The organism is Pseudothermotoga hypogea DSM 11164 = NBRC 106472 (assembly GCF_000816145.1).
Lineage (GTDB): Bacteria > Thermotogota > Thermotogae > Thermotogales > DSM-5069 > Pseudothermotoga_A > Pseudothermotoga_A hypogea.
The window spans coordinates 1,247,758-1,264,922 of sequence record NZ_CP007141.1; the positions used below are offsets into that span (position 1 = coordinate 1,247,758).

Consider the following 17,165-nt stretch of genomic DNA (forward strand, 5'->3'; position numbering starts at 1 on the left):
TCTTCGTACGTTATCGGTGCAATCGTCGCCCCACAGCGGTCACAGATGAGCTGTTCACCCTCGAGATTTGCTGCCGAATAATACATCTGCCCACAGTTCGGACAGCGATAATACGTGGTCTTCACTCCTTGTTATGTATTATAAACCATACGAGCATAACAAATTCAACTTCGAGCCAAATCAATTCAGTTCAGAAAAGATTGCAATGCGACATACAACGTCCGAGTGAGACTATTGCGCTTGGCACGTTCTTATGAATTGATCAAGGGTCACTTCCCTCGCGTTTCACCCAAACGCACCTCAGGCCTCTGTCGAAGAAGAACTCTTTGACGAGGTGAAAGCCAAGCTTGGAGAGTTCCTTCCTCATCTGTGCGCTCGAACGCAAAACTCTGAAAGCGGGGTAGAACCACACCAAATCGTTCTCGTCTGAAAGATTTGGAAAGTGATAGAAGATCAAAGCTTCCTTGGAATCACCGACGAGTTTGCTCAAATCCAGTTGGGTTTCGATACCTTCCAAAACGATGCGCCTTTTCGAATCGTTCGATGTTTCCACTCCAAGATCTTCGAAAAGGTGTTCAAAACTTTCGAGCGATTCAGTCTTTTCGACGTTGTCCCAATTTGTCTCGACGAGTGCTTGACGGAGCTGCGATTCTTTCACCTTCGCGAACGACTCGATGCCAAACTCTTTCTCCAAGTCTTTGTAAGCCTTGATGGACTCATCTATGGGGAACGGTATGGCGTAGAGCAAACCATTTTTCGCTCTTTTCCACGCCCTGATTGGATGGATCACTCCGAGCGTGGGGAACTTCTCCGAGATGTTGCCCACCCACACGATGGTGTCGGATCTGTCGAACCAGTTCAGCGTTGCGTTGGGGTAAAGTCCGGTGTAACTGAACCTGCCCAAGACCAGATCGGCGAGCTTTTCGTTTGTTTCAACGGCCTTGATGTGGTGTACGAAGGCCTTCTCTTTGTCGAATTTGTTGTAGAACTTGGCCATCCTGTAGTGATACATGGGAAACTTCGAAGGATCTTTGATCTTGCTCAAAAGCTCTACGGACTTTTCGGCCTTGTCGGTGTGAACGGCGGAGACGTAGAGCGCCACGTCGCTGTCTGAGATCAGATAGAGCTTGGAGACATCGTTTCCGGCGTACTTTTTGAAATCTATCATGAACTCCTTCTGTTTCGCGTAGAACCTATAGAGCTCCTCGTAGACTCCTTCGATCGTGGGATCGAGTCTGGTCTTGAGGTCCTCCACGATGGGTTTGATGAACTGTGAAAGTTCTGGAACCAGTTGTATAGAGTCTCTGTAGGCCCTTATGGCCTCGAGGAACTTGGATTCTTTCAAAAGATGGTCCGCGTACAACGCCTTTGCCACACCCTTGATCAAACTGTCTTCGTCTTCCAAGAACTTTTCTAAGAATGGTTTCTTCTCATCATCGCGGAGATGAGTGTAGACGAAGAGCAGGCCACCGACTCCATTTTCGCGCACCAGCTTTTCGTGCTGACCAGAGGACAGAAAGTCGAGCAACAGATCGGCGTTGGTTTCCAAGCGCTTGATCAGATAGTAAGAGAACGGTGTGATCTGTTTGAGCAGTATCTCTTCGAGTTTGACGGGCAAACGTTTTTCAACGACTTTTTCGTAAAAGGCCTGTGCGTTGAGTTGCAGATTCTTCCTCCTTGCGAATTCGAGCAACTTCTTCAGACCAGGCAAAGCTTTTTCGGCGTCCTTCGCGCTCGCCTTGTTGAGAAGATATTGGACCAGGTCTTCTCTCACATCTTCATCCTTCTCAAATCTTTCGAGTGCTATCTCGTTGAACTTGTCGTAGTCTTCGACTTCTATGGCGGCGATCATGGCCAAAAGATCGGCTGTGGGAACGTCTTTGAAGCTCATGATCGTCCAACCGAACTTTTCGATGTTGATTGATGCGTGTTCCACGGCCTTCTTGAAATCGTCGTAGTGTTTCAGAAGAGTTTGCCAATCCTTTTTCTTGAAGCTCACGTGGATCAAAGAGAGGTATGGATCTGGATATTCGGGAACTGCTTGAATCGCAGTCTTAGAAAGCTGTTCGGCGAGATCGTAGAGACCGGCGTTGAGAAGATCCACCGAGAAAAGATAAAGAAATTCCAAGCCTATGGCTGGTACCGATGTCAGCTTCTTGAGAAGCTGTAATGCCTGCCAACCCACCTCGCTCGCTTGGTACAATGTGCCACCGGTTTTCTCGGTCTTGTAGAGTTGCACCAGATAGTAGAGCCTTTCTTGATCGTTTTTACAAGATTGAAGGTGTTTTCTTATGAGGTTGCCAGTGCGTTCGTACTTCTGTTTTTTCAGTTTCCTGGTCCAGATGTAGCCGTAGTGGTATATCAAGAAGTTTGCATTCACGACCTTCGGTTTGTATATAGCTTGATTGTGCACGATGTTTTTGTAGTACACCGTACCGTTGCGAAAGATGCGTGGAGTCGAGGCAACTTCGGACCTCTTGAAATCCCAGTCCAGATAGCTTAAGGTGGGTAAATAAACCGTGTTCACATCTGGAGGCAAACTTTCCAGAAAACTCCTTATGTTCTTTCTGAAATCTTCCGAGGCTTCCTCATCCGCATCGAAGATGAGAACCCATTCGCAGGTGGGATACTTTAAGGAATTGTTTCGTGCCTCGGAAAAATCGTTCTTCCAGGGATGAAAGTAGAGTTTGTCGGTGTATTCTCTGACGATCTGTGGAGTTTTATCTGTTGAACCGGTATCGACAACGACGATCTCGTCGGCAACGTCCTTGATGCTGTCCAAAGCCCGCCTTATGTTGTGTTCTTCGTCTTTAACGATCATCGCCACGGAAAGAAGACACTTTCTCTTCTGCAACGTCTGCACCTCCAATTAATTTTTCTTAACCTTTGCTCTGTATTCCTTCAGAGCACCGTCGTTCATTGTGTAGATCTTTTCGCACACGCTCTCGAGCCAGTCTATCTCGTGAGAAACGATGATGAAACTGGTTCGATCCGAGAAAACCTTCAGCACATTGTTCAAAATCTCTCTGCCCTTTTCGTCGAGATCTGCCGTAGGTTCGTCCAGAAGGATCACCTTTGGTTCGAAGACGAAGGCCCTCGCAAGACAAACCCTCTTGGCTTGACCGCCTGAGAGTTGCCAGGGTTTCTTGTTCAAAAGATCTTTCAGATCGAACAGTTCTGTGATTTTCTCAACTCGTTCTGTGATTTCCTCCCTCGAAGTTCCTCTCAAGGCCATGGGGTAAGCGACGTTTTCGAAGACCGTTCTTCTCAGAAGAACTGGATGCTGTGCGACATACGTCACGTGACGTCTGAGTCGTTCGAAGTTTGCCTCGGTGACGTTTTGGCCCAAGAATTCGAACTTCTTCCACTTTCCTTTCAAGAGAAACGCGAGATTCAAAAGTAATGTTGTCTTTCCACTGCCGGATGGTCCAACGAGGCCGACGCATTTTTCATTCATTTCGAAGCTTTCCACGAAAAGCGTGAATCTCTTATCGTAGCTGAATTTGAGTTGTTCCACACTGTACACGCTCATGTTTTGGACCTCTTCGAGAGCAGATTTGCAACGAAGTTCACCGTGAAAGCGATACAGAGCAAGATCACTCCAGCCAAGATGGCCTTCTCGAACTGACCCGTGTTCGTGTATAGCACGATGGATGTCGTCAGAACGCGTGTTCTTCCAAGGATGTTTCCTCCCACGATCATGACCGCTCCCACTTCACCCGCGATCCTTCCGAAGGCCGTGAGGATCGCAGAAAGAACGCCAGAGAGAGATTCTCTCAGGATGGCTCCCATGAGTTGGAGTTTGTTCGCACCGAGTGTCAGCACCAGCAACTTGATTTTGTCGTCCACCCTTACAAAGTGCGAATGACTCATCGTGATGATGATCGGTAGGGCGATGAGAACTTGAGCAACGATCATCGCAGTCGTGGTGAAGAGAAGATTGAGTGCGCCGAGTGGGCCGCTTCTGGAAAACAGAAGCCAGAGGATCAGGCCAACCAAAACGGGTGGAATTCCAACGAGGGTTTGAAAGATGAGTATGATACCGCCTCTGAAGCGGGGTCTTGCGACATCCAGAAGGAGCGCCAGCGGTACGCCTATCGAGGAAGCTATGAACGTCGCAAGGCAATTGACGTAGATGGACCTGAGTGAGATCTCGACGAGTTCGCTCATCTGAACACTCTGAAGAGCTTCACGCCGTTCACGGAATAGTTTTCGATCAACTTGAGCGTGGAATCTTCGAAGAGGAATTCGAAGAACTTTTTCGCATCTTCGTGGTTCACTCTCTTTCCGTTTTTGGGATTGACCAAGATCGCGCTGTAGACGTTCCTCAAAAGCTCGGCGTCCTCACAACAGATTTTCATGTTCAGTCTATTTTTCAACATTTCGAAACTCGCCCTGTCTGTGAGACAGAACGCCCTCAGTTCGTTCGCGATCAAAAGCGTTTGAGCCATACCCGTGCCCGCCATGTGGTACCATTTTCCTTCTGGTACAACGCCGATGCTCTTCCAAAGTTCCTGTTCTTTTCTGTGCGTTCCAGAGTTATCGGATCTCGAGACAAAGGGCAGACGATTCTCGTATATGTGTCTCATGAAAGAGAGAGCGTCTGCGAATTCTCTCTCCTGCCATTCCTTCGGTCCAACGACGACGAAGTCGTTGTACATGAAACTCACTCTTTTCAAACCAAAACCATCTTTCATGAACTGCTCCTCGTCCGATGGTGAGTGCACCAAGAGTAGGTCCGCATCACCACGCTTGCCCATCGTCAAGGCCATGCCGCTGCCTACAGGTGCGAAGACAACATGGATGGGGTATCTTTTCTCGAAATGAGCCTTGAGAAGATCGAGTAAACCGGTTTCATACAGACTCGTGGTCGTTGCGATGATCAGCTGTCTGGAAAGCAACGTGGCAGACAGAAGCAAGAAAAAGATCAGAGAACTTCTCATCTGGGAAGGACGAACACCACCTTGTCGTTGGGTTTCACAGTTCCACCCTTCAGAACTTTGAGAAAGATACCTTCGATGGGCATGACGCACTTTCCAACCATCTTCGCCACAGCGCAACGATCGTGGCATTCTTTACCTATCTGGGTGACTTCGAGTATCGCGTCGTTTATGTAGACCTTCGTTCCAATGGGCAACTTCCACACGTCCACGCCGTCGATCGTTATGTTCTCTGCAAAGTCTCCAAAAGAAACGTCTATTCCCCAGCTCCTGGCTTTGTCTATGCTGCTTTTCGAGAGCATGGAGACTTGTCTGTGCCAATCGCCAGCGTGCGCATCGCCAAGTACTCCATGGTTTTCAACCAAGACTATCTCTCCTTGAGGGACCTTCTTCACACCCTTCACCTTGGACACGTTCACAGAGAGCACGATCGCGGTGAGTTCATCTTTTCCATTCACCGGACTTTCCACCTGCCTTGTACAGCAAACAGATCTCTTCAATGACCATTCCTCGCTCGACGGACTTGCACATGTCATAGATGGTGAGCGCGGCGATCGACGCGGCAACGAGCGCCTCCATCTCGACACCGGTTTTTCCAACGCACTTGACGCTACTTCTTATGGTCAAGATTCCGTTATCGATGTCTGATTCGAACTCCACATCCACGTGCGAAAGGTTTATGTTGTGACACAGAGGGATGAGCTCGGACGTTCTCTTCGCGGCCATGATCGCGGCGATTTTTGCAGTGGTGAGTACATCGCCTTTCTGGACAAAACCTTCCAAGATCGCCTTCAGCGTCTCTGGCTTCATGCGTACCTTCGCCTGCGCGATCGCGGTCCTTTCGGTGTCTTGCTTTTGAGAGACGTCAACCATCCTCGCGTTACCTTGTTCGTCCAGATGAGAGAATTCTGACATCACTCAGCCTCCAAGCTCTCTCATGTTGTTTGAAACAGGCGTCTCATCCATTCTGTGCTTCAAAGGTTTGGTCTCTATGGTTTGTTTCATGACCTTCAGAATTTCTTCGCTCGAACGGTTCATGATCGCCCTCAGATCGATGTGGAAGTTCGAACCGAGGCAAGGATAAAGTTTCGCATCGCTGCTGAGTCTGATCTTGTTGCAACTGTCACAGAAGTTCTTGCTCAGGGCGGCGATGATTCCGACGTAGTTGCCATCCTTTGTGACGTAGTAGCTCGCCGGGCCGAAACCGAGTTTGACATCAACGGGTTTGAGATCAAAATCTTTCAGACGATCCAAGATTTCCTTGAATGGTACGGCCTTGTTGTTTTTACCCACGGGCATGAGCTCGATGAACCTGATGGGCACTTTAAGCTCACCAGCGAAACGAACCAATTCTGGGATTTCATCAACGTTGTACTCGCTCACGACGCAGTTGAGCTTGACGTTGAGTCCTTCTTTCATAGCGTTTTTCAAACCGTCCAGAACGTCTTTCAGCTTCGCCTGTGTGATCTTGTGGAAAGTCTCGTCGTTGAGACTGTGGAGTGACAAATTCACGTGCACGTTGTACCTTTTGAAGAGCTTTGCGAAATCTTTCAAACGTGAACCGTTGGTCGTGATCAAGACACGAAAGCGTTTCGAGAACAGTTCTATTATTTCGGGGAGGTCCTCTCTGAGTGTGGGTTCACCACCTGTGAGTCTCACGTACTCTATTCCCAGCTGTGAGAAAAGCTCGGAAAGAATTCGAAGCTCCTGCAAAGTGATTTCATGCACAAGAGAGCTGTTCGAGGAACAGAAGAAACAGTCGAAATTGCACCTGTTCGTGATCGAAAGTCTGAGATAGTTTATGTTCCTTCCATGAGAGTCGCGCATACCAAAAGCTATTATAACTCGGCTCCCTCGTTAAGATGTCTCAAGACATGAACAAGATTGGTGTGACGCAAAATTGGTGTCAAGCGAACGAAGATCGAAGCATCGTGGTGTGGTAAGATCGTGTTGAACAAGATAATTTTTGTAACGCTAACATTCTTGTACAGCCTAAAATGATAGGAGGGAAAAGCTGATGAAGATAGTTCTTCGTGGGCTTCTGTTTCTTCTGATATCCTTACCATTGACAGGCTACTCCCACGCGCCTATAGTTTCAGAATTGCCCGGTTCATGCATTTCGTGCGCGATACCAGTCAAAAACATCGCGATATCGCAAGTTTTGTACAAGATTCTGAACAACGACAACAGTTTCGTCTGGTTGACCTTCGAAGGTGAGAAAGGAGAGGTCTTGAAATTAGATCTGGGCACACCGAAGACCATCAGGTATGAGACGATGAGGCCTATCGCCGTTCTTTTGGGTCCGGGTTTGCCCGTTAGGTCCGACTTGCCGTTCGAAGTTCGCGCTGAGCTTGGAGCCATCGTCTTCGAGCCAACCGGTCCGCCCAGGGCCTTCTACGAACCGTTCACGAACACGCACTCTTGGATCCATTTGAGCGAGAGGATAGCGTTATCCGAGACGGGCAGGTATTACTTGGTGGCCTACTTTCCACCGAACGGAATGGCTGGAAACCTCTTCGTCGCGGTGGGAACGATCGAGAGGTTCACCGCACAAGACATAGCGAACCTCTTCAGAATCTTGCCAGAGATCAGGGCTTTCTACTCTGACTCTCCTTAACGGAGTCTCTTTGCACCTCAACGGGTCACACCGCGAGGTTGGATAGCAACTTGGCCGATTCGACGTCGACTATGTTTGGAAAATCGTTGCCGAGGATGACAAAGGTGGCAAAACTGAAGGGCCTGTGTGGAAGTTCACCACGACTTCTTGTCCAGTGTGTCGGTGAGTTCAGATAGTTGGGTAAGTGCAAAGAGTTTTGAATTCGTGATCTTTCATTATCTCGTTCGGCACAGGATTTGAATCTGTACGTAGATGAGTCGCGTGGCCTTCCAAGAGCTCGCGCGATTTTCTTTTGGTTAATGTTTATACACCATTCATATAAAGTCCAACGACCTTTTTCTTGAAAAACAGTTGAAACATTCGGTAAAATTGCTTTTGGGTGATGCGATGTTCATCAAGATAAGGGATATTGAGCATTTCGTGAGTGAACCGCCTGCGAACGGCATGAAGTATTTGGGTTTCGAAAGACTCGTTCTTCCTTCTGGACGGCGCCATACTTCAAGCAGCGAAGATTTTGAGATCTTTCTCGTCGTGTTGGGTGGAAAATGCACTGTGAAGGTGAGAGACAAAGTTTTTGAAAAGATCGGTGAGCGGAAGAAGAGATTTTTGAGTTTGTAAACCTCAATATCTTCACACCATGGAAGCCCCTAGCGAGGAAGTCGTGAGAAATAAAGGCTCTTTAAGAGGAAGGGGTGAAACTTGAGATGAGAATAGACGAAGCTGTTGAAAAGTACGTAAGCAAGGGCTTTCAGAGAAAGCTCCTGATTCTTACTTCAATAGCCTGGATGTTCGATGCAGCCGGTGTTATGCTTCTCTCATTTGTGCTACCTTTTGTGATCAAAGACTGGAACCTTAGTCCCACTCAGGGAGCCACAATAGCGAGTTCCACTTTCATGGGAATGTTACTTGGTGCTCTTTCTGTCGGGTTCGTAGCAGATCTGGTTGGAAGAAAAACTTCAAATTTATTCTTTTTTATGATTACGGTCACTTTTACCTTTCTTTCGGGTTTCTCTAAATCTGCTTCCGCGCTCATGATCCTTCGGTTTCTGTCTGGGTTCGGATATGGGGGACTAATGCCTTCTTTCAACGCATATCTCTCTGAATTCACCAGTATTTCTCTGAGGGGAAGATACCTTGTTCTTTTAGAAGCTAGCTGGGCGGTTGGCAGCATCCTTATAGGATTATTCGCCGTCCTCGTTCTCCCTGACTGGAGATGGATCTTTTGGATCTTCGGTACTGGTTACATCTTTACCCCTGTCCTTCTGTTGATCCCTGAGACCCCAAGATATGCTCTTTTGAGAGGTGGGAAAAAAGCGCTGGAAAAAGTTCTAGGGGTTAAGATAGAGGAAAATATAGAAGCCCCAAAGAAAGTGAAAGTACCATTGTTTTCCATTTTAGGAAAAGAGCACCTAAAGGACACTATTGTTATATGGATCTCTTGGTTTGCCGTAAGCTTTATCTACTACGCACTCTTCACGTGGGCACCCCGGATATTTTCTTCTCAGGGTGTAGACGTTATAACTTCTACTTGGTTTACCTTCTATATGATGGTAGCACAACTGCCTGGATACCTTTCAGCAGCCTATTTTATTGATAAATGGGGCAGAAAGCCTTCTCTTGCTGTCTATTTTATAGGAACGGGTCTTGCAGCTTTGCTCTGGGCCAACGTGCAAAGTGGAACATCTCTCCTTGTCTCTGCGATGATCCTTTCGTTCTTTTGTCTTGGTGTATGGGGACTGGTCTATGCCTACACGCCTGAGCTTTATCCTACTCCCATCAGAGGTACTGGAAATGGAACAGCGGGTGTGTGGGCAAGAATAGCGGGAGTAATAGCACCATATTACACTAGTTTCATGATGGAAAAGGGGAAAAGTATCACAGAAACTCTTGCCTGGATTTCTGCGATAGCAATACTGACAGGAATCATCATCTTGACCTTTGGGAGGGAGACAAAGGGCAAGTACATTGATTAATCAGGTGAACAGGCGCTCGATTTCGGCTGTGAGGTCGCATTAGCTAAGGCTCTCATTCATGGAACTGCGGCGATAGAACCATATCTGATAACTCCTTCTCAAGTGAACAGTGGCAAGTGGGGTATCTCGAACTACTCGAGGGTTTTCCATCAAATAGCCGTGGATGAGAAGCACCCAGCAGTGAAATTGATGGTGGGTGAAACCTTCACACCCTCAGGCAACTGGTCCACCTATCCGCCGCACAGACACGAAAGGCACAACCCACCCGAAGAAGTTTTCCTCGAAGAGATCTACTACTACAGGGTCGATCATCCCAAGGGTTGGGGCTTGGCTCGCCACTACAGCGACGATGGAGCCATAGATTTTGCTGGTGTCATAAAGGACGACACACTGCACCTCATTCCAAAGGGGTACCACACGGTCGTTGCGGCGCCTGGATTCACGGTCTATTATCTTTGGTTCTTGGCGGGTGAGGAGAGAGTTCAAATACCTTACGTCGATCCAGAGATGAGGTTCATAGATCAAGCAACGAAGATGATCAAAAACATCGAGGACAACCTCTCTGTGTGAGGTGATGGTGTTGGGTGTTCTGGAGAGTTTCTCTTTGAATGGAAAAGTCGCAATCGTCACGGGCGCATCGAGAGGGCTTGGTCAAGCGATGGCGATAGGCTTGGCCGAAGCAGGTGCGGACATCGTCGGCGTGAGCAGGTCGACTGAGCAACAAGAAGAGACAAAGAAGGCTGTCGAATCTCTGGGTAGAAAATATGTTGGAATCGAACTCGATCTGAGAGAGCTGGACAAAGTTGGAGCGATCGTCGATGTAGCCGTGAAGGAGTTCGGCACGGTGGACATACTTATCAACAACGCGGGCGTAATAAGGCGGGCCCCCGTGATCGAGTACAGCGAGAAGGACTGGGACGAAGTTATGGATGTGAACCTGAAATCGGTTTTTCTTCTCTCTCAGAAGTTCGCGAGGTATTTGATCGAAAATCAAAAGAAAGGTAAGATCATCAACATCGCTTCCATGCTTTCTTTTCAGGGTGGTATTTACACCGCGGCGTACACCGTTTCGAAACACGGTATACTTGGTTTGACAAGACTGCTCGCGAACGAGCTTGCGAGGTACAATATCAACGTGAACGCGATCGCTCCCGGTTACATGGTCACCGACAACACCGAGGCGCTCAGAAAGGACGAGAAAAGATACAACGAAATACTCTCGAGGATACCCATGGGCAGGTGGGGTTTGCCGGAAGACCTCAAAGGTGCTGTGGTCTTCCTGGCGAGCGAAGCTTCCAACTATGTGACTGGTTCCGTAATCGTTGTGGACGGAGGTTGGTTGAGCAGATGAGAACGTTCGTGAACGCACACGAAGTGGTTCCGAAGAAGGTCAAGGAAGGCATAGAAATGAAAGTTCTGGTGTGGTCTGGAAAGTTGATGATGACGCAGGTGAGTTTCAAAAAAGGTTGTGTGGGAGATCTTCACAGCCATCCTCACGAACAGATCAGCTACGTGGTAGAGGGTGAATTCATGTACAGCGTTGGGGAAGAGAAGTACCACATGAAGGCAGGTTCAGCGATCTACGTGCCAAGCAACGTGAAACACCAAGTCGAGGCGCTCACGGATGGTGTTCTGCTGGATGTTTTCACTCCGATAAGGGAAGATTATGTACCACACTCTTTGTGAGGAGGTGTTTGTATGAAGAGGTTTCTGGTGATCTTGTTGGCCTCTTTAATGGTTATGAGCTTTGCTGCGCCAATCGTGATCAAATCCTCGGATGTGCACCCGCATGGTTATCCAACTGTGGAAGCCGTCAAGATGATGGGTAGGATCATCGAAGTCATGACGAACGGAAAGTACAAGATCGAAGTGTACACGAGCGGACAGCTGGGAGACGAAAAAGAAACGATTGAGCAGACGATCATGAACGCGATCCAGATGACACGCGTCTCCGTTGCACCGTTGCAGATGTTCTACGATCCCATCGGAGTCTTCACGATGCCGTATCTGTTCAGGGACGAAGATCATTTCTGGAAAGTGCTCGAAGGGCCCATCGGTGAAGAACTGCTCAAAGGCGTTGAAAAGATCGGTTTGGTCGGGCTTTGCTATTACGATGCGGGTGCGAGGAGCTTCTACACCAGAAGACCTGTTCAGAAACCAGAGGATCTGAAGGGTATGAAGATCAGGGTCCAGATGAACGAGGTCATGGTGGCGCTGATGCAAGCGCTCGGTGCGACGGGTGTTCCCATGGCCTTCGCTGAGGTTTACACCGCTCTTCAGACTGGTGTCGTGGACGGTGCCGAGAACAACCCACCGTCTTATTACACGACCAGACACTTCGAGGTCGCACCGTACTACTGTCTCGACGCACACACGCGAATTCCTGAGATCCTGCTCATCTCCAAAGCGTTCTGGGACAAGCTGACTCCCGAAGAAAAGCTCATCTTCAAGACGGCAGCCATAGCCTCTGCGCAGTACGAGAAATACCTGTGGAAGCAGATGGAGCTCAAGGCTTTGGAGGAAGTTCAGAAAGGTGGAGCGAAGATATTCCAGCCGGACATCACCGCCTTCCAGAAAGCAGCTCAATCGGTTTACGACAAGTTCCCACAGTACAAAGATTTGATCAAGAGAATCCAGGAAGTCAAATGATTCTCCTCGCTGGGCGCGCCCTGCGCCCAGCCTTTCGGGGTGAGCACGTTGAGGAAGGTTCTTGAGAAGATCCTCAGGTGGGTCGAGAACGCCGTGGTTGGTTTCTCCATCGCTGGCGTTGCGTTCATGGTCGTGATCGTGTTCTATCAAGTGATAGCGAGGTATTTCTTCAACAAGCCGCCGAAATGGACCGAAGAGATCGCCCTCGTGACCATGATATGGATCGCCATGCTCGGTGCCGGTATCGGTTTGAAGAACGACATACACGTGCGTGTTGAAGTGTTCATGTCGGTCTTTCCAAAGAAAATTCAAAGATTCGTTGAGATCGCGATCATGGTGTTAATCGGTTACTTTGGAGTTCAGATGACTCGCTACACCGTGATGATGGTTCAAAGGCTACCCAATCGACTCGCCGCGACGGGTATATCGGTCGCATGGATGTACGTACCAATCGCCGTTTGTGGTGTTCTGGTAGTCATGTGTGCTTTTCTCAAGATCCTTGAACAGATCGCATCCTTGAAAGAAGGGAGAAAACGATGAAGAAGTTTTTCTCATACATCTTCGGCGCTTTCATCATCTTTCTTTTGGGAGTGCTCCTCGCTTTCATGTTCAAACTTCCCATCGTTCAGGGTTTTTCCCGCGAGGAGGGTGGAAGGATCGTACTGTTCACATCGTTCGTGTTGTTGATGATGCTCAGAGTGCCGATAGCCTTCTGTTTGAGCATTCCAGCCTTTCTCACGTCGATCTATTTGAACCTTCCAACGATGGTGATCTTCCAGAGGATGGGCGCCGGCATAAACGCGTTTTCTTTGATAGCCATTCCGTTCTTCATACTGGCCGGTCAGGTCATGGCGGAAGGTGGGATCGCACAGAAGATAGTGGAGTTTTCAAACATCCTGGTCGGTAGAGTGCGCGGCGGACTTGCAATGGTGAATATACTTGCGAGCATGTTCTTCGGTGGCGTGAGCGGTTCTTCCGTGGCGGACACATCTTCCATCGGCGCCTTCTTGATCCCGATGATGGTCGACCAAGGATACGACAGGGACTTTTCCATTGCCGTGACGATCACCTCCTCTACGTTGGGTATCATCATTCCACCCAGTCACAACATGATCATATATTCACTCGTGGCAGGCGGAGTTTCGGTTGGAGCGCTCTTCATGGCTGGTTACATTCCAGGCATCATGGTCGGCGTAGCACAGATGATCGTTGCGTACATCATTTCGAGAAAGAGGAACTATCCGGTGGCTGGCAAGATGAGTTTCAAGGAGGCACTGATCATAACGAGAGACTCGATTCTGGGATTGTTGGTCGGTGTCATCATCATAGCAGGTATCATATTCGGCGTGTTCACGGCGACGGAAGCTTCAGTCGTCGCAGCCGTTTACGCGATAGTCATAACGACCTTCGTGTACAAGACCATGAATTTGAAGAAGCTACTGAGGACCTTTCAAAACACTGCGGTGGTCATCGCGATGGTTTTGTTCATCATAGCGAGCTCCTCCGCGTTCGGTTACCTGCTGGCGTATTTGAAAGTGCCGGCGTTGGTTGCGAGCGCGCTGACGAGCATCTCTACGAACAAGTACGTGCTCTTGCTGCTGATAAACCTGATGCTCCTCTTCTTGGGTATGATCATGGACATGGCTCCACTCATACTCATAACCACACCGATCCTTTTGCCTCTGGTGAAATCGCTGGGAATGTCCCCAGTGCAGTTCGGGATAGTGATGATGATAAATCTCGGTATAGGTTTGTGTACACCGCCAGTTGGCACCACGCTCTTCGTCGGATGCGCCATCGGAAAGAGCACGATGGAAAGGGTCGCCAAGGCGTCCATACCGTTCTACGCCGTGATGATCGCAATCCTGTTGCTGGTCACTTATGTACCGTGGTTCACGATGTTCTTGGGCGGCAGGTTCGCTCGTTGAAGGTCGAGTCTGAGTGAAGGTTTGGCAAACGAGTTTCGTGCCGATCCATGCTCACCACATTTGTGTAGAATAACTCTTGGGAGGTGGAACTGTGAGAAAGTTGATCCTCATTTTGGTCGTTCTCCTTTCTGTACTGGTGTTCTCAGAGCAAGTGACGCTCCGCATGATTCAGGTGTTCACAAGTCCTCTGAGGACGAAGGTGCTCGAGGACATCATCTCGAAGTTCGAAGCGCAAAATCCCGGTGTGAAGATCGAGCTCATCTCTCCACCTTACGAAACGGCGTATCAAAAGATCTACCTCATGGTCAGTGCTGAGGAACCCCTCGACATAGTCGAGGTCGGCGATTGGTCCTTGAGTGCGCTCGCGAGCATGGGAAAGCTCCTGTCTCTTGAACCTTACCTCGCCAAGTCCGAGCTCACCAAGCATTTGGTTCCGGGTGTTCTGGAGGCCGCAAGAACTTATAAAGGAACGGCTTACCTTCTGCCGAACGCCATCTACGTCAAAACGTTGTTCTACAGGCCAGACGTGATAACCAAGTACGGCATCACACCACCTGCCAAGACGATGGACGAGCTTTTGGAGCATTGTCGAAATCTGACCAAACCCGAGGTCGGCCAGTACGGTTTCGACTTCAGAGGCAAAGGTTATCCGACGGCATTCATCGACATTGTGATGACATCCTTCTTCGACGATATAGATCCGAACTGCATGTACCTCAAGAAAGATGGAAAACTCATTTTCGAAGATCCCAGGGCTCTGGAAGGAATCAAGTTCTACATCGAGCTGTTCAAAACGGCTCCAAAAGACTCGATCAACTGGGGATTCGACGAGCAGGTGAACGCCTTCGCTTCTGGAATCACTCCCTATCTCTTCCAAGATCCAGACACGGTTGGTTTGCTCAACGAAATCATGAAGGAAGGAACTTACAAGACCGCGCCACTGCCGATCGGTCGTGGTGGAAAGGCTTACCCAACGATCGGCTTCGCCGGATGGGGCATCACGAGCTATTCGAAGCACAAAGATTTGGCTTGGAAGTTCTTAGAATTCTTCAACTCACCAGAGATCAACGCGTACTGGTGTAGAGACTACGGTGCGCTGCCCGTGGACATGAGAGTTTATGAGATCGATCCTTACTTCAAGAGTGAAACCTTCTATGGCTGGACTGCGATGTTCGAGGATGAGGAGCACTATCAATTCACCAAGTATCCGCTTGACAACGAAGCTTGGAGCGAATGGAACGAACTGCACGAGACGACGATGCAACAGGTGCTTCTGGGCAAGATGAAGCCAGAAGACGCTTTGAAGACTTGGGCGGACTTCTGGAAAAAGGCGGGTCTTGGGAAGAAGTGAAGAGATCCAAATTCTGGATACTGATGCTCGTTCCAACTTTTGCGCTCGTCTTCTTCGTGAACCTTTACCCCCTCGTCCGCGGGGGGGTAATTTCATTTCAAAGGCTCACCGTTTTCAACCTGAACAACCCGCGCTTCGTTGGCTGGAACAACTACAGGACGATTTTGAACGATCCTGCTTTTCCACGCCTGCTCTGGAACACGTTCGTCTGGATCGCCTGTTCGGTGGCGTTCCAGTTCCTCTTCGGACTCATCTTGGCGTTGCTCTTGGCAAAACCCTTCTTCGGTAGAGGATTGTACATGGGATTGGTCTTCTACCCGTGGGCGCTCTCTGGCTTTGCCATAGGTCTGCTCTGGTCTTGGCTCTTGAACGGTCAATTCGGCATCGTGAACGATGTTCTCATAAGGCTTGGCCTGTTAAAAACACCCATAGGGTTTCTCTCGGACGAGAGGTTCGCGATGTTCTCGGTCATCTTGGTGAACGTTTGGTACGGTATTCCGTTCTTCGCCATCATGTTGCTCGCGGCGATCCAGTCGATTCCCAGCGAGCTGTACGAGGCTGCGCAGATCGATGGTGCAGGTTTCTTTAGAAAACTGTTCTCTGTAACGTTGCCTTACATTCGTCCGACCATCTACAGCACCGTCCTTCTGAGAATCATCTGGGTGATGAACTTTCCAGACATCATCTACGGAATGACGCGTGGGGGCCCCGCTGGGGCAACGAACATTTTGTCCGTTCAGATGATAAACATCGTCTATTACAGGAACAACTTCGGGCTGGCCTCCGCACTTGGCATGATCATAACCGCTATCTTAACGATCTTCGCCGTGATCTATCTCACGTTGCTCGAACGGGGTGAGTTCGAACTGTGAAGAAGAGAGCGATCGGTATCCTGAGGGCGATTGGACTTGGGATATTTCTCGTTGTGGCGCTCTTTCCTTTGATTTGGATATTCCTCACTTCGATAAAGCCCGCCACGGAGGTTTACACGTTTCCCGTGAAGTATCTTCCTTCGAGAGCGACTTTCGAAGCGTACAGATATCTTTTCAGCTTTGCCAGGTTCAACATGTATTTCAAGAACTCCTTCGTCGTGGCAACGGTTTCGGCTGGATTCTCCACCTTCTTCTCGCTCATGGCAGGTTACGTACTGACGCGCGAGAGATTCAAGCTCAGAACTTTTTTGATCCTCGTTCTATTCTTCGTTCAGATGCTACCCACGTATCTGATCATGATACCCCAGTTCACAATGTTTTCAAGGCTCAAACTCACGAACACGCTGACGTCCGTGATCATCATTTATACAGGCTTCGGTTCTGCGTTCGGCACGATCATGGCGAGGGCATTTTTGAAGAACTTGCCTCGAACGATCGAAGAGGCCGCCCTGATAGATGGCTGCAACAGATTTCAGGCGCTCTTCAGGGTGGTGATTCCACTTTTGCTTCCCGGTGTGGGTTCCATATTCAGTTTTTGCTTCGTCAACAGCTGGAACGAGGTCTTCACGGCAGTTTTGTTTTTGCACACGGACAGCAAGATGACCGTACCCGTGGCGCTGTATTCGTTTGTTTCGAAAGCCGGAATACAGTGGAACGTGATGGCCGCAGGCATAATCGTGGCGCTTTTGCCGACGATCGTGGTCTTTTCGCTCGCTCAGAAGTACATCGTCGAAGGCTTGACTCAAGGCGCGATCAAGGCCTGAACGTGTTATCA

18 protein-coding genes and 1 pseudogene are annotated in these 17,165 nt (G+C 49.1%); 12 read left to right on the forward strand and 7 right to left on the reverse strand.

Going from position 1 to position 17,165, the window contains the following annotated elements; all coding sequences use genetic code 11:
• Positions 1-262: 262 nt before the first annotated feature.
• Genes AJ81_RS06165 through AJ81_RS06195 form a run of 7 tightly spaced genes read right to left on the reverse strand, consistent with a single transcriptional unit; the run spans position 263 to position 6,767 of the window.
• On the reverse strand, positions 263-2,854 hold the full coding sequence (locus AJ81_RS06165; protein ID WP_231845452.1) for a tetratricopeptide repeat-containing glycosyltransferase family 2 protein: 2,592 nt from the start codon (positions 2,852-2,854) through the stop codon (positions 263-265).
• A gap of 15 nt (positions 2,855-2,869) precedes the next feature.
• A complete protein-coding gene (locus AJ81_RS06170; protein ID WP_031504650.1) occupies positions 2,870-3,532 on the reverse strand; it encodes an ABC transporter ATP-binding protein in 663 nt (220 codons plus the stop codon).
• On the reverse strand, positions 3,529-4,170 hold the full coding sequence (locus tag AJ81_RS06175) for an ABC transporter permease (protein WP_038059775.1): 642 nt from the start codon (positions 4,168-4,170) through the stop codon (positions 3,529-3,531). The genes AJ81_RS06170 and AJ81_RS06175 overlap by 4 nt, the downstream gene beginning before the upstream one ends.
• Positions 4,167-4,943 carry an ABC transporter substrate-binding protein gene (locus AJ81_RS06180; protein WP_031504647.1) on the reverse strand — a complete coding sequence of 259 codons (777 nt, stop codon included), beginning with the start codon at positions 4,941-4,943 and terminating at the stop codon, positions 4,167-4,169. Before AJ81_RS06180 ends, AJ81_RS06175 begins: the two co-directional genes overlap by 4 nt.
• Positions 4,940-5,398, reverse strand: coding sequence for an MOSC domain-containing protein (locus AJ81_RS06185; protein WP_031504645.1), 459 nt, complete (start codon positions 5,396-5,398; stop codon positions 4,940-4,942). The genes AJ81_RS06180 and AJ81_RS06185 overlap by 4 nt, the downstream gene beginning before the upstream one ends.
• Entirely contained in the window at positions 5,382-5,855 is a 474-nt protein-coding gene (moaC, locus tag AJ81_RS06190) for a cyclic pyranopterin monophosphate synthase MoaC (protein WP_031504644.1), read from the reverse strand. Before moaC ends, AJ81_RS06185 begins: the two co-directional genes overlap by 17 nt.
• Positions 5,856-5,858: 3 nt before the next feature.
• Positions 5,859-6,767 (reverse strand): GTP 3',8-cyclase MoaA, encoded by a 909-nt coding sequence (locus tag AJ81_RS06195; protein WP_031504642.1) that lies wholly within the window; start codon positions 6,765-6,767, stop codon positions 5,859-5,861.
• 190 nt (positions 6,768-6,957) lie between these two features.
• On the opposite strand from AJ81_RS06195, the gene AJ81_RS06200 reads away from it, so the two are divergent.
• From AJ81_RS06200 to AJ81_RS06255, 12 genes and pseudogenes are all read left to right on the forward strand, one after another.
• Entirely contained in the window at positions 6,958-7,557 is a 600-nt protein-coding gene (locus AJ81_RS06200) for a hypothetical protein (RefSeq protein WP_031504640.1), read from the forward strand.
• Between the two features lie 387 nt (positions 7,558-7,944).
• Positions 7,945-8,175 carry a 5-deoxy-glucuronate isomerase gene (locus AJ81_RS06205; RefSeq protein WP_031504639.1) on the forward strand — a complete coding sequence of 77 codons (231 nt, stop codon included), beginning with the start codon at positions 7,945-7,947 and terminating at the stop codon, positions 8,173-8,175.
• 86 nt (positions 8,176-8,261) lie between these two features.
• The gene (locus AJ81_RS06210; protein ID WP_031504637.1) at positions 8,262-9,530 is read left to right on the forward strand and encodes an MFS transporter; all 1,269 of its coding nucleotides are present in this window, start codon (positions 8,262-8,264) and stop codon (positions 9,528-9,530) included.
• Between the two features lie 36 nt (positions 9,531-9,566).
• Positions 9,567-10,100: pseudogene (locus AJ81_RS06215) on the forward strand (5-deoxy-glucuronate isomerase); the annotation flags it as partial.
• 4 nt (positions 10,101-10,104) lie between these two features.
• The gene (kduD, locus tag AJ81_RS06220) at positions 10,105-10,881 is read left to right on the forward strand and encodes a 2-dehydro-3-deoxy-D-gluconate 5-dehydrogenase KduD (protein ID WP_031504634.1); all 777 of its coding nucleotides are present in this window, start codon (positions 10,105-10,107) and stop codon (positions 10,879-10,881) included.
• The gene (locus AJ81_RS06225) at positions 10,878-11,216 is read left to right on the forward strand and encodes a cupin domain-containing protein (RefSeq protein ID WP_031504633.1); all 339 of its coding nucleotides are present in this window, start codon (positions 10,878-10,880) and stop codon (positions 11,214-11,216) included. The genes kduD and AJ81_RS06225 overlap by 4 nt, the downstream gene beginning before the upstream one ends.
• A 12-nt stretch (positions 11,217-11,228) precedes the next feature.
• Positions 11,229-12,179, forward strand: a complete 951-nt coding sequence (locus tag AJ81_RS06230) for a TRAP transporter substrate-binding protein (protein WP_031504631.1) — start codon at positions 11,229-11,231, stop codon at positions 12,177-12,179.
• A gap of 48 nt (positions 12,180-12,227) precedes the next feature.
• Positions 12,228-12,719 carry a TRAP transporter small permease gene (locus AJ81_RS06235; RefSeq protein WP_051368729.1) on the forward strand — a complete coding sequence of 164 codons (492 nt, stop codon included), beginning with the start codon at positions 12,228-12,230 and terminating at the stop codon, positions 12,717-12,719.
• Positions 12,716-14,107 carry a TRAP transporter large permease gene (locus AJ81_RS06240; protein WP_081708846.1) on the forward strand — a complete coding sequence of 464 codons (1,392 nt, stop codon included), beginning with the start codon at positions 12,716-12,718 and terminating at the stop codon, positions 14,105-14,107. Before AJ81_RS06235 ends, AJ81_RS06240 begins: the two co-directional genes overlap by 4 nt.
• A gap of 91 nt (positions 14,108-14,198) precedes the next feature.
• Positions 14,199-15,458 (forward strand): ABC transporter substrate-binding protein, encoded by a 1,260-nt coding sequence (locus tag AJ81_RS06245; protein ID WP_031504625.1) that lies wholly within the window; start codon positions 14,199-14,201, stop codon positions 15,456-15,458.
• A complete protein-coding gene (locus AJ81_RS06250; protein ID WP_031504624.1) occupies positions 15,455-16,330 on the forward strand; it encodes a carbohydrate ABC transporter permease in 876 nt (291 codons plus the stop codon). Before AJ81_RS06245 ends, AJ81_RS06250 begins: the two co-directional genes overlap by 4 nt.
• Positions 16,327-17,154 (forward strand): carbohydrate ABC transporter permease, encoded by an 828-nt coding sequence (locus AJ81_RS06255; protein ID WP_031504623.1) that lies wholly within the window; start codon positions 16,327-16,329, stop codon positions 17,152-17,154. Before AJ81_RS06250 ends, AJ81_RS06255 begins: the two co-directional genes overlap by 4 nt.
• The last annotated feature ends 11 nt before the right edge of the window (positions 17,155-17,165 follow it).

Bases quoted from the DNA above. Each gene is read 5' to 3' on its own strand.
- AJ81_RS06170 (WP_031504650.1), bottom strand. From the start codon at position 3,532: ATGAGCGTGTACAGTGTGGAACAACTCAAATTCAGCTACGATAAGAGA.
- AJ81_RS06175 (WP_038059775.1), bottom strand. From the start codon at position 4,170: ATGAGCGAACTCGTCGAGATCTCACTCAGGTCCATCTACGTCAATTGC.
- AJ81_RS06180 (WP_031504647.1), bottom strand. From the start codon at position 4,943: ATGAGAAGTTCTCTGATCTTTTTCTTGCTTCTGTCTGCCACGTTGCTT.
- moaC (WP_031504644.1), bottom strand. From the start codon at position 5,855: ATGTCAGAATTCTCTCATCTGGACGAACAAGGTAACGCGAGGATGGTT.
- AJ81_RS06195 (WP_031504642.1), bottom strand. From the start codon at position 6,767: ATGCGCGACTCTCATGGAAGGAACATAAACTATCTCAGACTTTCGATC.
- AJ81_RS06200 (WP_031504640.1), top strand. From the start codon at position 6,958: ATGAAGATAGTTCTTCGTGGGCTTCTGTTTCTTCTGATATCCTTACCA.
- AJ81_RS06205 (WP_031504639.1), top strand. From the start codon at position 7,945: ATGTTCATCAAGATAAGGGATATTGAGCATTTCGTGAGTGAACCGCCT.
- AJ81_RS06210 (WP_031504637.1), top strand. From the start codon at position 8,262: ATGAGAATAGACGAAGCTGTTGAAAAGTACGTAAGCAAGGGCTTTCAG.
- kduD (WP_031504634.1), top strand. From the start codon at position 10,105: ATGGTGTTGGGTGTTCTGGAGAGTTTCTCTTTGAATGGAAAAGTCGCA.
- AJ81_RS06225 (WP_031504633.1), top strand. From the start codon at position 10,878: ATGAGAACGTTCGTGAACGCACACGAAGTGGTTCCGAAGAAGGTCAAG.
- AJ81_RS06230 (WP_031504631.1), top strand. From the start codon at position 11,229: ATGAAGAGGTTTCTGGTGATCTTGTTGGCCTCTTTAATGGTTATGAGC.
- AJ81_RS06240 (WP_081708846.1), top strand. From the start codon at position 12,716: ATGAAGAAGTTTTTCTCATACATCTTCGGCGCTTTCATCATCTTTCTT.